At 26.4% G+C, this 16,127-nt stretch carries 18 protein-coding genes and 2 pseudogenes; 11 read left to right on the forward strand and 9 right to left on the reverse strand.

Annotated features, from left to right (window positions below; translation table 11 throughout):
* Nucleotides 1-3 precede the first annotated feature (3 nt).
* Nucleotides 4-2,658 (forward strand): TrlF family AAA-like ATPase, encoded by a 2,655-nt coding sequence (locus BUE91_RS04170; RefSeq protein WP_073508049.1) that lies wholly within the window; start codon nt 4-6, stop codon nt 2,656-2,658.
* Nucleotides 2,659-2,663: 5 nt separating this feature from the next.
* Here the strand turns inward: BUE91_RS04170 and BUE91_RS07750 are convergent, their stop codons facing one another.
* From BUE91_RS07750 to BUE91_RS07765, 4 genes are all read right to left on the reverse strand, one after another.
* Nucleotides 2,664-2,864: a hypothetical protein gene (locus tag BUE91_RS07750; protein WP_066899356.1), complete on the reverse strand. Its 201-nt coding sequence runs from the start codon at nt 2,862-2,864 to the stop codon at nt 2,664-2,666.
* Nucleotides 2,848-3,090 (reverse strand): hypothetical protein, encoded by a 243-nt coding sequence (locus BUE91_RS07755; RefSeq protein ID WP_425319019.1) that lies wholly within the window; start codon nt 3,088-3,090, stop codon nt 2,848-2,850. The genes BUE91_RS07750 and BUE91_RS07755 overlap by 17 nt, the downstream gene beginning before the upstream one ends.
* Nucleotides 3,091-3,276: 186 nt before the next feature.
* Nucleotides 3,277-3,603 (reverse strand): hypothetical protein, encoded by a 327-nt coding sequence (locus BUE91_RS07760; RefSeq protein WP_425319020.1) that lies wholly within the window; start codon nt 3,601-3,603, stop codon nt 3,277-3,279.
* 373 nt (nt 3,604-3,976) lie between these two features.
* Complete coding sequence (locus BUE91_RS07765; protein WP_425319021.1) at nt 3,977-4,135, reverse strand: hypothetical protein; 159 nt, start codon at nt 4,133-4,135, stop codon at nt 3,977-3,979.
* Nucleotides 4,136-4,437: 302 nt separating this feature from the next.
* Between BUE91_RS07765 and BUE91_RS07460 the strand changes: the two genes are divergently transcribed.
* From BUE91_RS07460 to BUE91_RS04190, 5 genes and pseudogenes are all read left to right on the forward strand, one after another.
* Nucleotides 4,438-4,626 carry a helix-turn-helix transcriptional regulator gene (locus BUE91_RS07460; protein ID WP_241497028.1) on the forward strand — a complete coding sequence of 63 codons (189 nt, stop codon included), beginning with the start codon at nt 4,438-4,440 and terminating at the stop codon, nt 4,624-4,626.
* Nucleotides 4,627-4,861: 235 nt separating this feature from the next.
* Nucleotides 4,862-5,077 (forward strand): annotated as a pseudogene (locus BUE91_RS07950) (WYL domain-containing protein).
* Nucleotides 5,078-5,227: 150 nt separating this feature from the next.
* A pseudogene (locus BUE91_RS07955) lies at nt 5,228-5,341 on the forward strand (WCX domain-containing protein); the annotation flags it as partial.
* A 53-nt stretch (nt 5,342-5,394) separates the two neighbouring features.
* Entirely contained in the window at nt 5,395-5,559 is a 165-nt protein-coding gene (locus BUE91_RS07125) for a hypothetical protein (protein WP_180370693.1), read from the forward strand.
* A 127-nt stretch (nt 5,560-5,686) separates the two neighbouring features.
* On the forward strand, nt 5,687-6,547 hold the full coding sequence (locus tag BUE91_RS04190) for a type I restriction endonuclease subunit R, EcoR124 family (protein WP_073508058.1): 861 nt from the start codon (nt 5,687-5,689) through the stop codon (nt 6,545-6,547).
* An 85-nt stretch (nt 6,548-6,632) separates the two neighbouring features.
* On the opposite strand, the gene BUE91_RS04195 is transcribed toward BUE91_RS04190, so the two are convergent.
* From BUE91_RS04195 to BUE91_RS04210, 4 genes are read right to left on the reverse strand one after another with little or no spacing between them, the layout of a single operon-like run.
* Nucleotides 6,633-7,352 (reverse strand): YwaF family protein, encoded by a 720-nt coding sequence (locus BUE91_RS04195; RefSeq protein WP_066899351.1) that lies wholly within the window; start codon nt 7,350-7,352, stop codon nt 6,633-6,635.
* Nucleotides 7,352-9,211, reverse strand: a complete 1,860-nt coding sequence (mnmG, locus tag BUE91_RS04200; RefSeq protein WP_073508050.1) for a tRNA uridine-5-carboxymethylaminomethyl(34) synthesis enzyme MnmG — start codon at nt 9,209-9,211, stop codon at nt 7,352-7,354. The genes BUE91_RS04195 and mnmG overlap by 1 nt, the downstream gene beginning before the upstream one ends.
* 12 nt (nt 9,212-9,223) lie before the next feature.
* Nucleotides 9,224-9,715 (reverse strand): HAD family hydrolase, encoded by a 492-nt coding sequence (locus BUE91_RS04205; protein WP_257615466.1) that lies wholly within the window; start codon nt 9,713-9,715, stop codon nt 9,224-9,226.
* 6 nt (nt 9,716-9,721) lie between these two features.
* A complete protein-coding gene (locus BUE91_RS04210) occupies nt 9,722-10,180 on the reverse strand; it encodes a hypothetical protein (RefSeq protein ID WP_073508052.1) in 459 nt (152 codons plus the stop codon).
* 179 nt (nt 10,181-10,359) lie between these two features.
* Here BUE91_RS04210 and BUE91_RS04215 point away from each other — a divergent pair, with 179 nt between their 5' ends.
* Nucleotides 10,360-10,560, forward strand: coding sequence for a hypothetical protein (locus tag BUE91_RS04215; RefSeq protein WP_066899345.1), 201 nt, complete (start codon nt 10,360-10,362; stop codon nt 10,558-10,560).
* A gap of 27 nt (nt 10,561-10,587) precedes the next feature.
* On the opposite strand, the gene ahpC is transcribed toward BUE91_RS04215, so the two are convergent.
* Nucleotides 10,588-11,154: an alkyl hydroperoxide reductase subunit C gene (gene ahpC, locus BUE91_RS04220; protein ID WP_073508053.1), complete on the reverse strand. Its 567-nt coding sequence runs from the start codon at nt 11,152-11,154 to the stop codon at nt 10,588-10,590.
* A 227-nt stretch (nt 11,155-11,381) separates the two neighbouring features.
* On the opposite strand from ahpC, the gene mvk reads away from it, so the two are divergent.
* Genes mvk through pepF form a run of 4 tightly spaced genes read left to right on the forward strand, consistent with a single transcriptional unit; the run spans nt 11,382 to nt 15,816 of the window.
* Nucleotides 11,382-12,212, forward strand: coding sequence for a mevalonate kinase (gene mvk / locus BUE91_RS04225; protein ID WP_073508054.1), 831 nt, complete (start codon nt 11,382-11,384; stop codon nt 12,210-12,212).
* Nucleotides 12,194-13,093, forward strand: a complete 900-nt coding sequence (gene mvaD, locus BUE91_RS04230; protein ID WP_073508055.1) for a diphosphomevalonate decarboxylase — start codon at nt 12,194-12,196, stop codon at nt 13,091-13,093. Before mvk ends, mvaD begins: the two co-directional genes overlap by 19 nt.
* Nucleotides 13,087-13,953 carry a mevalonate kinase family protein gene (locus BUE91_RS04235; protein WP_066899337.1) on the forward strand — a complete coding sequence of 289 codons (867 nt, stop codon included), beginning with the start codon at nt 13,087-13,089 and terminating at the stop codon, nt 13,951-13,953. Before mvaD ends, BUE91_RS04235 begins: the two co-directional genes overlap by 7 nt.
* Before the next feature lie 60 nt (nt 13,954-14,013).
* The gene (gene pepF / locus BUE91_RS04240; protein WP_073508056.1) at nt 14,014-15,816 is read left to right on the forward strand and encodes an oligoendopeptidase F; all 1,803 of its coding nucleotides are present in this window, start codon (nt 14,014-14,016) and stop codon (nt 15,814-15,816) included.
* Nucleotides 15,817-16,127: the final 311 nt, after the last annotated feature.

Below are 16,127 nucleotides of genomic sequence, written 5' to 3' on the forward strand. Positions count from 1 at the left end.
ATTATGTTTGATAATGGTTGTGAATGGATAAGATGTGATTTTCATCTGCATACAAGGAAAGACAAAGAATTTAAATATACAGGTAAAGACAACTCATTTATTAGCGATTATGTAAATAAACTGGAAAGTGAAAAGATAAAGATTGGAGTAATAACTAATCATAATAAATTTGACTTGCAAGAATATAAAGCTTTGAAAAAAGCAGCAAATAAAAAAGATATTTTCATTTTGCCAGGAGTGGAGTTATCAGTTAAAGATGGTAAAAATGGTGTTCATACACTTATAGTATTTAATCCGGAAGACTGGATTAAAAATGGAGAAAACCATATTGACAGTTTTTTGACTGCCGCTTTTCAAGGAATTAGTAATCGTGAAAATGAAAACACATGCTGTAATTTTGATATAAATACCCTACTAGTAGAACTGGAAAAGCTTAACAAAGACTATTTTATTGTATTTGCACATATTGAACAGAGAAGTGGACTCATTGAAGAATGTGGTGGTGGTAGATTAAGTTCTTTAGCAAAAAATCATAAATTTAAAAAAAGAGTGCTTGGATTACAGAAACTTAGAACTTTTGACAATAAATCCAAAATAAAAAATTGGTTTGGTTATGAAGTTGCATTTGTAGAAGGATCAGATCCTAAAAATATTGATGAGATAGGAAAAGGAGAAACTTCTTTTATTAAGATTGGCGAATATTCATTCGCAGCGGTAAAGTTTGCTTTACAAGATTATGAGAGTAGAGTTTTGAGGGACTTGCCTATTTGTAATCATGGATATATTAAGTCAAATGATATCGCTAGTGAGAGAAAAATGGTGGACTTGCCTATTTGTAATCATGGATATATTAAGTCGGCATCATTTAAGGGTGGTAGATTGGATTCCGTTAAAATACCATTTTCAAATGGACTGAATTCTTTAATTGGGATTAGAGGGAGTGGAAAATCATCGATTTTAGAGACAATTAGATATGCATTGAATCTTAATGCAGATATAGATAGTGATTATAAAAACGATTTGGTAAAAAACACATTAGGTTCTGGTGGAGAAATATCTTTAGAAGTTATTGACGAATATGGGGAAAAGTATGAAGTAAAAAGGCTTATGGGAGAACAACCTTATGTTATAGACAGTTATAGAAAGCATGTAGGAATATCAATAAATTCTTTAATAAATAATCCATTATACTTTGGTCAAAAGGATTTATCTTTTACAAAAAGTGGATATGCTTTTGAGTTATTGCAGAAATTAGTAGGTGGAAAAATAAAATATGATCTAGACTTAAAAGAGGAAAATTTAAATAGTCTTGAAAATTCAATAAAAGAATTCTTGCAACTGGAAACTATACCTGAAAAAATAAAAGAACTTAAGACCACTCAACAAGATTTGGAGCATAGACTTAAGGTTTTTGAAGAAAAAGGAATTGCTGAAAAACTTAAAAAACAAACATCATATACTAAAGATGCATCAACGATTAAAACATTACTTGATAATGTAAAAACTATGTATGAAAAGTTATCAGCGACATATAAAGAAATAGATAAGACTGAATTCGGTATATCTGACTATAAAAGTGAATATAATACAGAGTTATTTCAAAAGATTGAGTTGATTTTAAAAGATATTTTTGAATCCTTTGAAAAAATTAATTGTGAAATCGAAAATATTCCGACAAAAGAATTGAAGTTAAAAGAACTGAGGATTGAACTGGAAAATGAAATTGATTCTCTAAAAGAAGAATTTGCAAATATTAAGCGTGAAATAAATGATGAAGAGTTAGACCCTGATAGCTATGTTAAATATAATTCTGAGCTCGAAAAAATTTTGGCTGATATTGACAAGTTTACTAAACGAAACAATTCGAGAAATAGTTTAATTACAGAAATAAGAGACTTAGCTCGAAAGCGAAATGAAATGCTTAATTATGTTTTTAATAAATATGAAAATGAAATAAGAAAGATAAATGAGAGCCAGGGAGAGCTTAAAATTAAAATTCTTTTTAGAGGTGATAAAGAAAAATTCAAACAAGATATTAAAACTAAATTTAAAGGAACAGGTCTTACTGATAACAAAATTACTGAGATTTCAAAGCAATATTCAGATTTTACGGATATTATTATTGATTGCGTTTTAGAGGACAGTAAAAGACTTCGTGGAATTTTGACCGATAATGAAGTTGTCAAAGTATACAATAAAATTAAGGAAAATTATAGTAATCTTATCCGTGAAGAATGTCCTGATTTAGTGGAAATAATTTATCATGATAAATTACTTGAGAAACATTCGATTGGGCAAAGAGCATCCGCACTGATATTGTTTATTTTGACTCAGGAAGAAAATGATTTAATTATTATTGATCAGCCAGAAGACGATTTAGATAATCAGATTATCTATCAAGAAGTGATAAGTACTATTAAGAAAAAGAAGAGCTCTATTCAATTTATATTCGCAACACACAATGCTAATATTCCTGTATTGGGAGATTCAGAAAGTGTTATTTCCACAGAATATGATGAAAAAATAAATGTAGATTGCGGAAATATTGATTGCATTAGCACTCATCAAAAAATTGTTGATATTATGGAAGGAGGAAAAGAGGCGTTTGAAAGGAGAAAGCTAATTTATACAAACTGGTATGATTCAATACAGTCATAGTCAAGCTATCTCTCCATCTCCTTACCCATATATTTTTCATAGTTTTTTCTGATTTGATACAGTTCTTTCATGTCAGATTTTACAGAAGAATACTCTTGCATTAGGGTATTCTTTTTTTCATACAATGAATCAAGCTCTTTCAAAATATCCTTGGAGTTTGGAAGTTTTGAGTAAGATTTTTTTAAGGTCTTAAAGAGCATTTTCATAGAGTGTTGTTTCTGATTTATGTTCTTCAAAAAAAGTCTTATCTGATGGATCTTTTTTATATTCCAAATAGATTTGATGATACATTTTTACGGTATGAACTTGTTCTATTGTATTTGATAGAGTTGAAATTTTGTTATCAATAACTTTGATTTTGTTCTGTAAATTTTGTCTTTTTAATGCACTTTCTTTAATGTATTCATCAAGCTGGGATATAGACTGCATCATAAGAACAGTATCGGTTGCAGTTTTCAAATTATGTTTTGTAGCCCAATACTCATAGCCTTTGCTTGATTTTACCTTTTCATTATTTGAAATATCTATAATATTTCCAACACACTTTTTAACAGTATAGATTCTTTGATTAGCATTATTTAAGATACGTTTTTTTAATCTATCCTCAGTATAATCTTCTCAGATAGTCTTAGCTCTTGTAAATCTTTCTTTTTCCTTGTACTTAAATGCAATGTGCTTTTCATATTTGATTTCATAATCAAGGGTAGCCATTTTCTTTAGAAAATTATACCAATCTTTGGATTGTTGAATAGCTCTATCTATATCGAATTGAAGCCTGCTTTTCCAATAAATTCCTTTTTTAAATTGATCATTTTCATACCATGACTTACCATTAGTTTTATATTTCTTTCTATAAGTTTCGTAGAACTCATCAATAACAGATAGATTATTTTCTTTGCAAAATTTATAGCTTTGATACCTAATTTGATGATAGCTTGTTATCACTTGTCTTTAATTATATTTATATTGTTGAAGATGATATGATTATAGATATGACCTTTATCTATATGGGTAGTAGAAGCAAAGCACTTATTTGTGCTTATCAATATTTTTTCATCTGTCTTTTCTTCATTTGTTATATAGGCAATAGCAAGATTAAGAGTTGATTTTATAGGATGTATTTTTGTGATTACCACTTATAGTTTATCTCTTTTATCGGTAGTTTTATCAAGTAGTATGGAATGTATTTGCAATATTTTTTTTGATATATGTTCAATTTGGAATTGTATAAAATAAAACCAGTCGAATTAACTCGTTTAGCAATTTGGTTGACACTACTTGCATACCTAAAAAGTAATCCCTTTATTTCCATAAATGGCTATAAATCGACAACATAAATATCTGATTCAGATACTACTTTTCTTAGAAAATGGTTCATCATTTTACACTTTTCAATCTTCATTTTCTTTTCAAAAAGTGATTTTTCTTCTTCTGTTAAGTTTATTTTAATTTGAACATTTCTAATTCTATTTGCCATGTCTGTTACTTCCTTTAATAAACTTTGGAGTCTTAGGGTACTCCCTAACAAACTAAAATTGATAAAAAAAGAAGCAACTCTACGAGGGGCTGCTTCATCGATTTTTCGTAAGTGTGTACACACTTACTGTGCTTGCTACATAAGAATGATTTGTAAAACGAGCATTAAGCGAGATATGAGTTTGTATTTTAATTATACCAAGTATAGAAGTTAATGTCAGCATTTTATCTAAAACACATTTATAACATGACCAAAAATGTCATATTTGTGGTATAATAGTAATTACTAGGAGTGGTTAAATAATGAAAAAGAATAGATTGTTTAAAATTTTGTATTATGTACTGGAAAAAGGAAAAGTAACTGCAAATGAACTTGCGAAAAAATATGAAGTATCAATAAAGACAATCTATAGAGATATTGATGTCCTTAGCAGTGCCGTAATTCCCATCTATGCTACCCAATTGAAAGGTGGTGGAAGAAATAGCGGATGATTTTGTGTTGAAAAATTCATTTCTTTCTGAGAACGATCAAGAACAGATTTTGATGGCCTTAAAAGGTTTGGAACTGACAAATAAAGAGTACAAAAATGAACTGTTAACAAAATTGACCACTTTATTTAAAACGAAAAATACTAACTGTATAGAAGTCGATTTTACAAATTAGCAACGAAGTAAATCCTATGATGAATTATTTAAAGATATAAAATTAGCAATCATCAATAAAAATATTGTTAGTTTTACATATTTTTCTATCAATAAAAAAGAAACTAGCAGAGAAGTAAAGCCAATAAGACTCCTTTTTTAAGGATGGGATTGGTATGTGTATGCATTTTGTTTGTCGAAAAATGATTTTAGATATTTTAAGCTATCACGCATAAAAGAATTTGAAATTTCACAAAATACCTTTGAAGATGATTTTTATAATATCGTTTTAAAAAAATAAATGGAGTATGCTGAAATTGTGTTTGTCAAAGTAAAATTTGATAGAAAAATGGTTTTTAGAGTATATGATGAAGTTTCCAGTGCTATTTAAGAAGATGAAGATGGAAATTTATATGCTACAGTAGAACTTTCCAACGATTACAATTTATATAACTATATATTTTCCTATGGAGATGCGGCAGAGGTGTTAGAACCGAAAGAAATTCGAGATAAAATTAAAAACATAATAAACTTTATGGATAAAAAATATAAATATGACATATGATGTCAAGTTAACTTTTATATAATATATTTATCAGTACAAAGGAGAATGTTGCTATGAAATATGAATGGAAAAAAGAGGAAAAATATTTATATGGAGCGAAGCAAAAAGCGGAAATAATAGATGTTCCTAATCAGAAATTCATTATGATAAATGGAGAAGGCAATCCCAATTTAACTGATTTTTCAGATAGAGTTTCGGCATTGTTTACATTAGCATGATGGTATAAAAATTTTATTTAAAAAGACGAATATAGACAAAAATAATTCTTCTTACAAAGACTTTTCTGTATTTCCACTTGAAGGCATCTGGAGAAAAAACTCTGGAGAACAATTTGATAAAAATAAATTGAAAAGAGATTTAGAAAAAGCAACAAAAGATGCTATAAAGACTTTTGGAGATGAAAATAGTGTAAATATTATTTTAGAAAAGAGTTATAAAGATTATATAAATGGATTTAAATATGAGGAAACAGGTGATGTTTATAAAGGTTATATAGAAATTTGTAATGAAATATCATCTAAATTTCCTGAACCAACAGAGATTAAATTAGACAAAGAGAAGAAAGAATTTGTAGAGCTTTTTGGAGAATTATTAAAAGCAGAAAATATCTTAAAAAATTTTGATGAGTTTGAAAAATTTGAAGATATAATTTCAGAAAGATTGATGCAAGACATGAAAAGTATCTATGTTGATATTAAAGAAAGTATGGTAGATAAAGAAAATAAAGTTGATGGATTACAAATTGATTTACTTAAAATAGATGAAATAAATTTAGACTATATTTTAGCTTTGATATTTGAAAAATCAAAAGAAAATAATGATGTAGAAAGTTTAAAGTCTGAGGTTCTTAGAGTTATTAGATCAAGTCTTGGGACAAGATCAAAAGAAGCTTTGATTATAGATTTTATAAATAATACAGAAATATCTAATCTTAAAAAAATGGATGATGTTCTTGAGTTGTTTTATAACTTTGCAAAGGAAGAAAAAAATAAACAAATTGCTAAATTAGCTGAAGAAGAGAAATTAAAAGAAGATAAGTTATTATTATTTATACAAAAATCTTTCAAAAAAGGATTTGTAGAATATGCAGGAGATGAGTTAGATAGTATGATAACTTCAATATCTAGAATAGGTGGAGAAAGATGGAAAAAGAAAGAAATAGTATTAACAAAAATAAGAAATCTTGTAGATATCTTTGAAAATTAAATTTTTATAAATAAATTTTTTCAAAAGAATAAAAAGGGCGACTTTGATTAGTCGCCTTATCTTTATTCAAAAAAGTGTTAACCTATTATTCAACTATAACTTCTTCTAAATCTTCTTTTTGATTATTTGCAAATGGAAGGTACATAAGTAACATAGATAAAATAAATAGTCCTGTTAAAGATATTTGATAAAACCAGAATGGCTTTATAAAGCTTACAGCTCCTATTATATAATCTGCCATAAACATAAAGTTAGTACCATAAATTCCATTCCATAAAAATGATAAAGCTATTAATCCTAGATAACCAATTATAGATTTAACTAATCCATCAAATGTAACTCTTTCATCTAAATGTATAAATGCATAAAATACTGCAAATATTTCAAACATATGACTAGCAATAAAAGAATAAATATATAATGAAGAATGATATACTGAAAATCCAGGTATTATTACAGCTATTATAGCTCCTGAAAACCAGAAATATACAAAATTAAAATATATTCTTTTTCTAGTAATAAAGAATATACCTGCAAAAATAAGTGAAACATTACATAGATTAAGAGGTACAGTATTATACCAAACATCATTTTCAAAATAAATTCTATATAGAGAATCTCCAAGTTTTATAGCTAAACATAAAATACCTATAAATATAGTGTATTTACCTTTTTCTATTCCTTTAAATAAATAAGGTATTAATAATAAAATGATAGATATAATTGTTAAAACAAAAATGGGCCTTAAATGATCAGGTGAAAAAAATGTTAAATGGTATTCACCTCTAGTAATAATATTAAACACTATTTAACCTCCTTTAGTATAGAAACTAGTATGGCTATATCATTATATGTAACACCACTTATTCTAGTTGCTTGTCCAATGTTTTTTGGTTTAGTATAACTTAGACCACTTATAGCTATATTTGATAATCCTTTTACTATTTCGTAATTGAAATTTTCAGGTATAGCTATATTTTCAAGTTTTTTAAATTTTTCAATTTGATTTCTTTCTCTTTCAATAAATATTCTGTATTTAGCTTCTATTTCAACTTGTTCTTTAGAAATTTCAGGTAAATCTTTTGTTTCAATGAATAATTTAAGGTTTTCATAATTTATTTCTTGTCTTCCCAAAAATTCAAATGCTGTCATTACATTATTATGAGAAGCATTTTTATCTATTTTTTTAATTATATCGTTATTTTCTTTATTAGGATATATTTTTATTTTTTTTAATCTCTCTATTTCATCTGAGATAATCTGTATATTATCTTCAAGTTCTTTTAATTTATCTTTATCTAATAGACCTATTTCTTTAGATTTTTCAAGTAATCTGATAAATACATTATCCTGTCTTAAAGTTAGCCGATATTCTGCACGAGATGGAAGAACTCTATATGGTTCAGGAGTTTCTTTGTTTATAATATCATCTATTAATACCCCTATATATCCTTCATCACGAGATATAATAATAGGTTCTTTACCTTCTATTTTTCTAACAGCATTTACTCCAGCAATAAATCCTTGAGCTGCAGCTTCTTCATATCCACTAGTACCATTAATAGTACCAGCTTGGAAAAGATTCTCTATAATTTTAGATTCAAGCGAAAAATTTAATTGTCTTGCTGGAATAAAATCATATTCAACAGCATAACCATATCTTAAAATTTTGGCATTTTCTAAACCTTTAATAGTTCTAATAAGTTTTTCTTGTGCAAATGGAGGCATAGCTGTTGTAAATCCATTTACATAAATTTCATCACTTTCTCTTGATTCTTGTTCAAGGAATATTTGATGATCTGTTTTATCCGGGAAATTCATTATTTTTCTATCAAGTGATGGACAGTGTCTTGGTCCTTTTGTTGAAACTATACCTGTAACTATTGGTGAATATTTAAGTAATTCTTGTCCTATATTAATAGTTTCTTCTGTTGTAAATGTTAGCCAAGTTTCAAGTGGTTTTTCATCTATTTTATTAGTCATATATGAAAAATATCTTGGATTAGTTTCACCATGTAATTTTTCTAATATATCTAAATTTATACTTTTTTTATCTATTCTTGGTGGAGTAGCAGTTTGGTATCTATCCATTTCTATTCCATATTTTACTAGATTATCTGGTAATGAATTACTTGCTTTTTCTCCTTGTCTCCCAGCAGAATATTTAACATCTCCTATGATATATTCTCCATTTAAGAAAGTTCCTGTGCAAAGTATTACTGCTTTTGCAGAATATTTAAGACCTAGAGCATCAATTACTCCTATAACCTTCTTATTATCATCAAGTATTAAATCTTCAACCATATTTTGTATTATATCAAGATTTTCTTCTTTTTCTATGATTTCTCTCATTTTAATTCTATACCAATATTTATCGGCTTGAGCTCTAGTTATTTTAGCTGCAAGTCCTTTAGTATGATTTAAATTTTTAAGTTGTAAATTGTATTTATCTATGTGTATTGCCATTTGACCACCAAGCATACCTATTTCACTAACTATATGTGATTTACCTGGACCACCTATGGCAGGATTACAACTCATCATTGCAATATTATCTAGGTATATAGTAAAAAGAGCAACTTTTTTACCAAGTCTTGCTGCTGCAAGAGAAGCCTCCACTCCAGCATGACCTGCTCCTACTACTATAATATCATAGTTTTGCATAAATCCTCCTTATTATAAAGTGATACTTTCTTCAGCATCAATAAAAATTCCTATAGTTTCATCTACGGGTTGTTTTAGATATTTATCATCGTTTAATTCAAGAAGTTCCTTAAATTTTCCGTTTCTATTTCTATCTATAATTAATGAGATTTCAGTTTCATCATATTTTGTCAGCATATCATAATCACCCATACTATCACCAGCGACAAATAAAGGAGCTTTATTGTATTTTGGATAAATATATTTTTCTATTATCTCTACTTTTCCTTCATAAAATGTTTTTATGCTGTCTTTTTGAAATTCTCCTGTAATTTTATTATCTTTTATTTCTAATTCTCTACCATATATTTTTTTAATATATTGATTTAAAGGTTTTAAAACTTCTTCAACATGAAATCTTGGTGAACCAGAAATTACATATACATCTATATTGTTTTTATGAAACTCTTTTATTAATTCTTTCATTTCTTTTGCTATTTTAAGCCCCGTTTTATATACAGAAATATTATCTTAGTATATCCAATTTTCATATCCAAATTCAACTAAATTATGATAATTAATAGCTTTTTGTATTAAATTTCTTAATTCTTCTTCGCTCATATCAATGAAGAAAACTGTTGTTATGTCAAAACAATCATATTTTGAAAAAATATATTCAATTAGATCTTCAACGTTAGCTAAAAATTCTAAATATTCATCACTATTATTTTCTGAATTATATGCTTTTTCAAAGATTTCTAAAAATCTATTTGACACATCTTTTTCATTTGGAAAGTTTCTGTATAAGAAATCTTTAAATATTTTTGGAGTAGTCTTATATTTTTTAAATTTTAATACATAGTGAGTAAGTGCAAATTGTATATCGTTCATTAAAATAGTATTATCACAATCAAATATGGCATAATTACCATTATTTTTGTTTTTGTTTATAAATGCATCTATTTTATTTTTAATATTCTTTTTCCACATAAAATTTCCTTTTTATTTAATATACATAATTATACTACATATATTTTTAAAATACAACTGTACAGAAAATCAGTGAAAATGAAGTGAAAAAAGACTATTGTTAAAAAAATTTGCAAAATTAATCAAAAAAGGTATAATATATAATAAAGATGTGAAAAACATAGAAAAGGAGGATGTCTATGGGTATTAAAAAAGGAAGTAAAAGACCTTGGGATATATGGAAACATAAAGATGAAAGTGAATTTAGAAATATTAATATAGGTATTAGGTTAAATAAAGAAGAACATGAAAGATTAGTTAATGCTAAGAAAAAAATTAATTACACAATAGCGGATATACTTCTTTTAGGGATAGAGGCAATAGAAAAAGATAGATATTAAAATAGGCTGTTTATAAACAGCCTATTTTTAAAGTTCTCCAACTAAGTCTATACTTGGTTTTAAAGTTTCTTTACCAGGTTTCCATTTAGCAGGGCAAACTTCTCCGTGTTTAGCAACAAATTTAGCAGCTTGTAATTTTCTTAATAATTCTGAAGCTTCTCTACCTATTCCATTATCATGAATTTCGTAAGCGACTATTTTACCTTCAGGATTAATTACGAAACTTCCTCTTAAAGCTAGTCCTTCTTCTTCTATCATTACACCAAATTCTCTAGCTAAAAATCCTGTAGGATCTCCTATCATAGGATATTCAACTTTAGATATTTTAGGTGAATGATCGCTCCAAGCCTTATGAACAAAAGATGTATCACATGAAATACTATATACTTCTGCACCTTCTGCTTTGAAATTTTCATAATTGTCTTGTAAATCTTCTAATTCAGTTGGACAAACAAATGTGAAATCAGCAGGATAAAATACAAATACTGACCATTTTCCTAATATATCCTTATCTGTTATAGTAATAAAGTCACTTTCATCTTTCTTAAAAGCACTTACTTTAAATTCTGGTATTCTTTTACCTATTAAAGACATGACTACCTCCTAATAAATTGAATTAATCTCTTTTTGTATTCATTACAATACTACTACCAAATATAATATTTGTCAAGAAAAAGTTTAGGTTAAACAATAAATATTATTTTTTGAAATTACAGCATTTTTAAAAAACAAGAAACATTTTAAAAAAGGGTTGACACATTTAAAATAATGTGTTAGTTAACTAATTGATAATGTAAAGATATAAAATTTTAGGAGAAATAATGGCTTATGGTAAAGTAATATTATTTGGTGAACATTCTGTTGTGTATGGTAAAAACGCTATCGCATTACCTTTAAAATCTATTAAAGTAGAAGCAAATATTAATTTTAAATATATTTTTGAAAGTGAATATATTAGATTTATAAAAAATAATATAATTAAAAAATGTGATATTAAAGATGAAATATATATTAAAATAAATTCAAGTATTCCAAGCTCAAGGGGTTTGGGTTCTTCTACAGCGCTTGCTGTTGCAATAGCAGATGCTTTTAAGAAAAAGTATAATATTAGTGATGAAATACTTGAAAATATAATTTTTGAAAGTGATAAATTTGCTCATGGAAATCCTAGTGGTATAGATATGGCAGTAATAATGAATAATAAAAAAGTTTTATTTAATAAAAAAGAAGGTATAAGAGATATAGCTTTTAAATTAAATGCTAAGTTAGTGATTGCAGATAGTGGGATTAAAGGTAACACTAAAGATGCTGTATCTATGATTGCAAAGAATTATACTGAAATGAGAGAATATATAGAAAACTTAGGAAATATTACTGACAGGGTTATAATTGCTTTAAAAAATTCTGATTTAAAATTATTGGGTGATTTAATGAATTTATCACAAAATAATTTGAAATTAATGAAATTATCAAATGATGTTATAGATAATTTAATTAATGTAGCAAAAGAAAATTCATTAGGAGCTAAAATAACTGGGGCAGGACTTGGTGGATGTATAATATCATTAGTTGAAAATGAAAAAAAAGCAATAGAACTTAAAGAGTTATTAATTAAAGAAGGAGCAGAAAATGTATGGCTAGAGGATATATAAATATAGCTATAGTTAAATATTGGGGTAAAAAGGAATTTAATCCATATCTTGTGCCTATGCAGGGAAGTATATCACTTAGATCAAATAAACTTTATACAGAAACTAGTATAGTAGAAAGTGATAGAGATATTTTCATATTAAATGATAAAATTCAAAATGAAGATGAAACAAAAAAAATATTTTCTTTTATTGATAAAGTTATGAAACAACAAAAAATTAAAAGAAAATATCTTTGCATAAATAGTAAAAATTTTGTTCCAACAGCAGCAGGACTTGCATCTAGTGCTAGTGCTTATTGTGCTATTACGCAGGCATTAAATGATTTTTTTAAATTAAATTTAACTGTAGAAGAGATGTCTAAAATTTCTACTATGGGGTCTGGGTCTGCAGGTAGAAGTTTCTATAATATATCAGCTTTTGATAAAAATGGAGAAATTTATGAATTAAAAACAGGACTTAATCTTGCTATGTTAGCTATAGTACTTAATGATAAGAAAAAAGAACTTCCATCAAGGGATGCAATGGAAATTGCAAAAAAATCACCTATTTATCCTATGTGGGTGAAAAGGGCAAATGAAGATTTTGAAAAAATGAAATTAGCATTACTAGAAAATGACTTTATTAAAGTTGGAAATATTATGGAAAAAAATACAATAATTATGCATAATACTACATTTAGATCTAATCCATCATTTTCTTTTTTAACTAATGAAACATATTATGTTATTAAAGTTATTAAAAGATTAAGAATGAAAGGTTTTAATATTTTTACTACAATGGATGCCGGTCCTAATGTTAAAGTTCTTTACCTTAAAGAAGATGAAGAAAAAATACTAAAAGAATTAAATAAGTACTTTGAAGGGAAAATACTTTTATGTTAGAAAAAGCGGGTTCAAAGCTATACCTTGCAGGAGAATATGCGATTTTAGGTGAAGATTCCTATGCAATAGTTTCGTTTATACCAAGATATACATATTTGGATATTGAAGAAAAAGATGAGTGGGAAATATTAACTGAGATTGAAGATAAGGATAATATAATACAATTACTTTTAAAATATATTGAAAAAAATTTTGAAATAAAAAAAAGGGCAAAACTTAAATATTTTAGTGAACTTTATGAAAATGGTAAAAAATATGGCTTAGGTTCTTCTGCTTCTTTAATTGTGGTGACTATTAAAGCTATATTAAAAATAAATGGATATAATGTATCAGAAAAAGAACTTTTTGATATTTCAGTAGATTTTATGATAGAAAATGACATGAGTGGTTCTTTTGGAGATATAGCTTGTATTTGTTATGAAAGCAATATATTTTTCAAATCATCTAATAGGGTGGATAGGAAATATGTTATAAAAAAAATTGATGTAAGGACTAATTTAAGAATAGATGCTATCTGGACAAAAAGTTCTGCAAGTAGCTCTAAATTAATTTCTAAAATTGATGTTAGTGATAAAGTTTTTGAAATTTTTAAAAATAAGTCAAATAATCTGGTCTTGGAAATGCTTGATAATTTAATGGGAAATAGGATAGAAGAAACATTAGATAATGTAGATAAGTTAAGTGAGAATCTATATTACTTAGAACTAAACAATGATGTTATTATCCATACACCCTTAATAAAAGAAATTTTATCTAAATATAGACATTCTAAGATTTCAGGTGCAGGTGGTGGAGACTTCATACTTTCTTTTTCAAAATCGGATGTTTTAGAAAGTCTGAAAGTTAATATATTGTGTTGATAAAAGAAATATAAAATGATAGAATAGTTTAGAAGACAAGAATTAGAAAGAGGAATAATTATGGAAAAAATCTTAAAAAGAAGTGAAGTTGACATAAATAAGACTTGGGATTTAACAACAATATTTAAAGATGACGCTTCTTGGGAAAAAGAATTTGAACAATTATACAGTGAAATTGAAAGTATATCTAAGTTTGAGAAGATTATGACAGATAATGTAGATGTTTTAGCAGAAGCTCTAGAATTAGATGATAAATTAAATCAAAGAATAAGCCTTTTATATACTTATGCTCATTTAAAAGGAGATGAGGATACAGGAAATTCTAAATATCAAGAGTATAATTCTAAAATTATCAAATTATATTCAGATTATGATGCTAAATCTACTTTTATTAGAATAAAATTATTAGAATTATCTGAAGAAAAAGTTGAAGAATATTTTTCACATGAAAAATTAGTGGAACGTAAATTTGAAATGGAAAAATTATTTAAAACTAAAAAACATCAACTTTCTCAAAAAGAAGAAGAATTATTGGCTAATATGACACAAATTACAAGTATTGCAAGTAAAGCATTCTCTATGTTAAATAATGCTGATATTACTTTTGAAGAAATAGAAAATTCAAAAGGAGAAAAATTATCTTTAAATCATGCAAGATATGGAATGTACTTAGAATCAAGTGATAGAAAACTTAGAGAAAATGCATATAACTCAATGTATAAAACATATAAAGGTTTAAAAAATACCTTTGCAACAACTCTTGAAGGACAAGTATTAGTACATACAACTGAATCTAAATTTAGAAGTTATTCTAGCGCGAGAAATGCAGCTGTTTCTTCAAACTTTATAGATGAGAATGTATATGATTCTTTATTATCAGCAGTTAATGATAAATTACCTGTGTTACATAAATATGTAGAGTTTAGAAAAGAACAATTAGGTGTAGAAGAACTTAAAATGTATGATATGTATACACCTCTTTTAAAAGAAATAGATCTTAAATTTACTTATGAAGAAGCAAAAGAAATAATAATCGAGGCTTTACAAGTTCTTGGAGAAGATTATGTTAAATTAATTAAAAAAGCATTTGATGAAAGATGGATAGATTATGCTGAAAATGAAGGTAAAAGATCAGGGGCATATTCAAGTGGAACTTATGGAACTAACCCATTTATATTAATTAGCTGGCGTGGAACTTTGGATAATTTATTTACATTGATTCATGAATTAGGACATAGTATACATAGTTATTATACAAGAAATTATCAACCGTATATTTATGGTCATTACACAATATTTTTAGCAGAGGTTGCAAGTATAACTAATGAATTAATATTAAATGATTTCTTAATTAAAAAATATGAAAATAATCCAGCAATTAAAGCATACATTATTAATCATTATTTAGATCAAGTAAAAGGAACAGTATTTAGACAAACTCAATTTGCTGAATTTGAATATGAAATTCATAAATCAGCAGAAAATGGACAACCATTAACTGCTGAATATTTATCAAATTTATACGATGACATGAATAGAAAATATTATGGAAAATCAATTTCATATGATGATAACATTAGATATGAATGGGCAAGAATACCTCATTTTTATTATAATTTTTATGTTTATCAATATGCTACAGGTATGTCAGCGGCATCAGCATTTGCTAAAAAAATATTAACAGAAGGAAAACCCGCTGTAGAAAAATACATTAATTACTTAAAATCTGGTTCAAGTGATTATTCATTAAATATACTTAAAAAAGCAGGTGTAGATATGAATACTAATGCACCAGTTTATGATTGTCTTGAAAACTTTGAAAATAAGTTAGAAGAATTGAAAAAAGTATTAAAAGAAATATAGTATAGTTAAATGATATGTGTCTCAGAATTAAATATAAAATATTTGATTTTGGGGCACATATTAATATATTTGATTTAGTTGTTTTGGTTTCATTGATATACACTATATATTTTTTGTATATGGACACTAAGAAATTATATTTCTTATTAATTATTAAATTAGCTAGTAAAAATCAACCATTAAAGATAAAACTGAAAAAATAATGAAATAAAAACTAAAAAAAATGTTGACAAAGAAAAGCTGATATGATAATATGGTTGAGTTCGATTAAGGACAAGGACAATGGAAAGAGAAGGAATAGATAAAGCAAA

It is taken from the genome of Streptobacillus notomytis (assembly GCF_001902585.1).
GTDB classification, from domain to species: domain Bacteria; phylum Fusobacteriota; class Fusobacteriia; order Fusobacteriales; family Leptotrichiaceae; genus Streptobacillus; species Streptobacillus notomytis.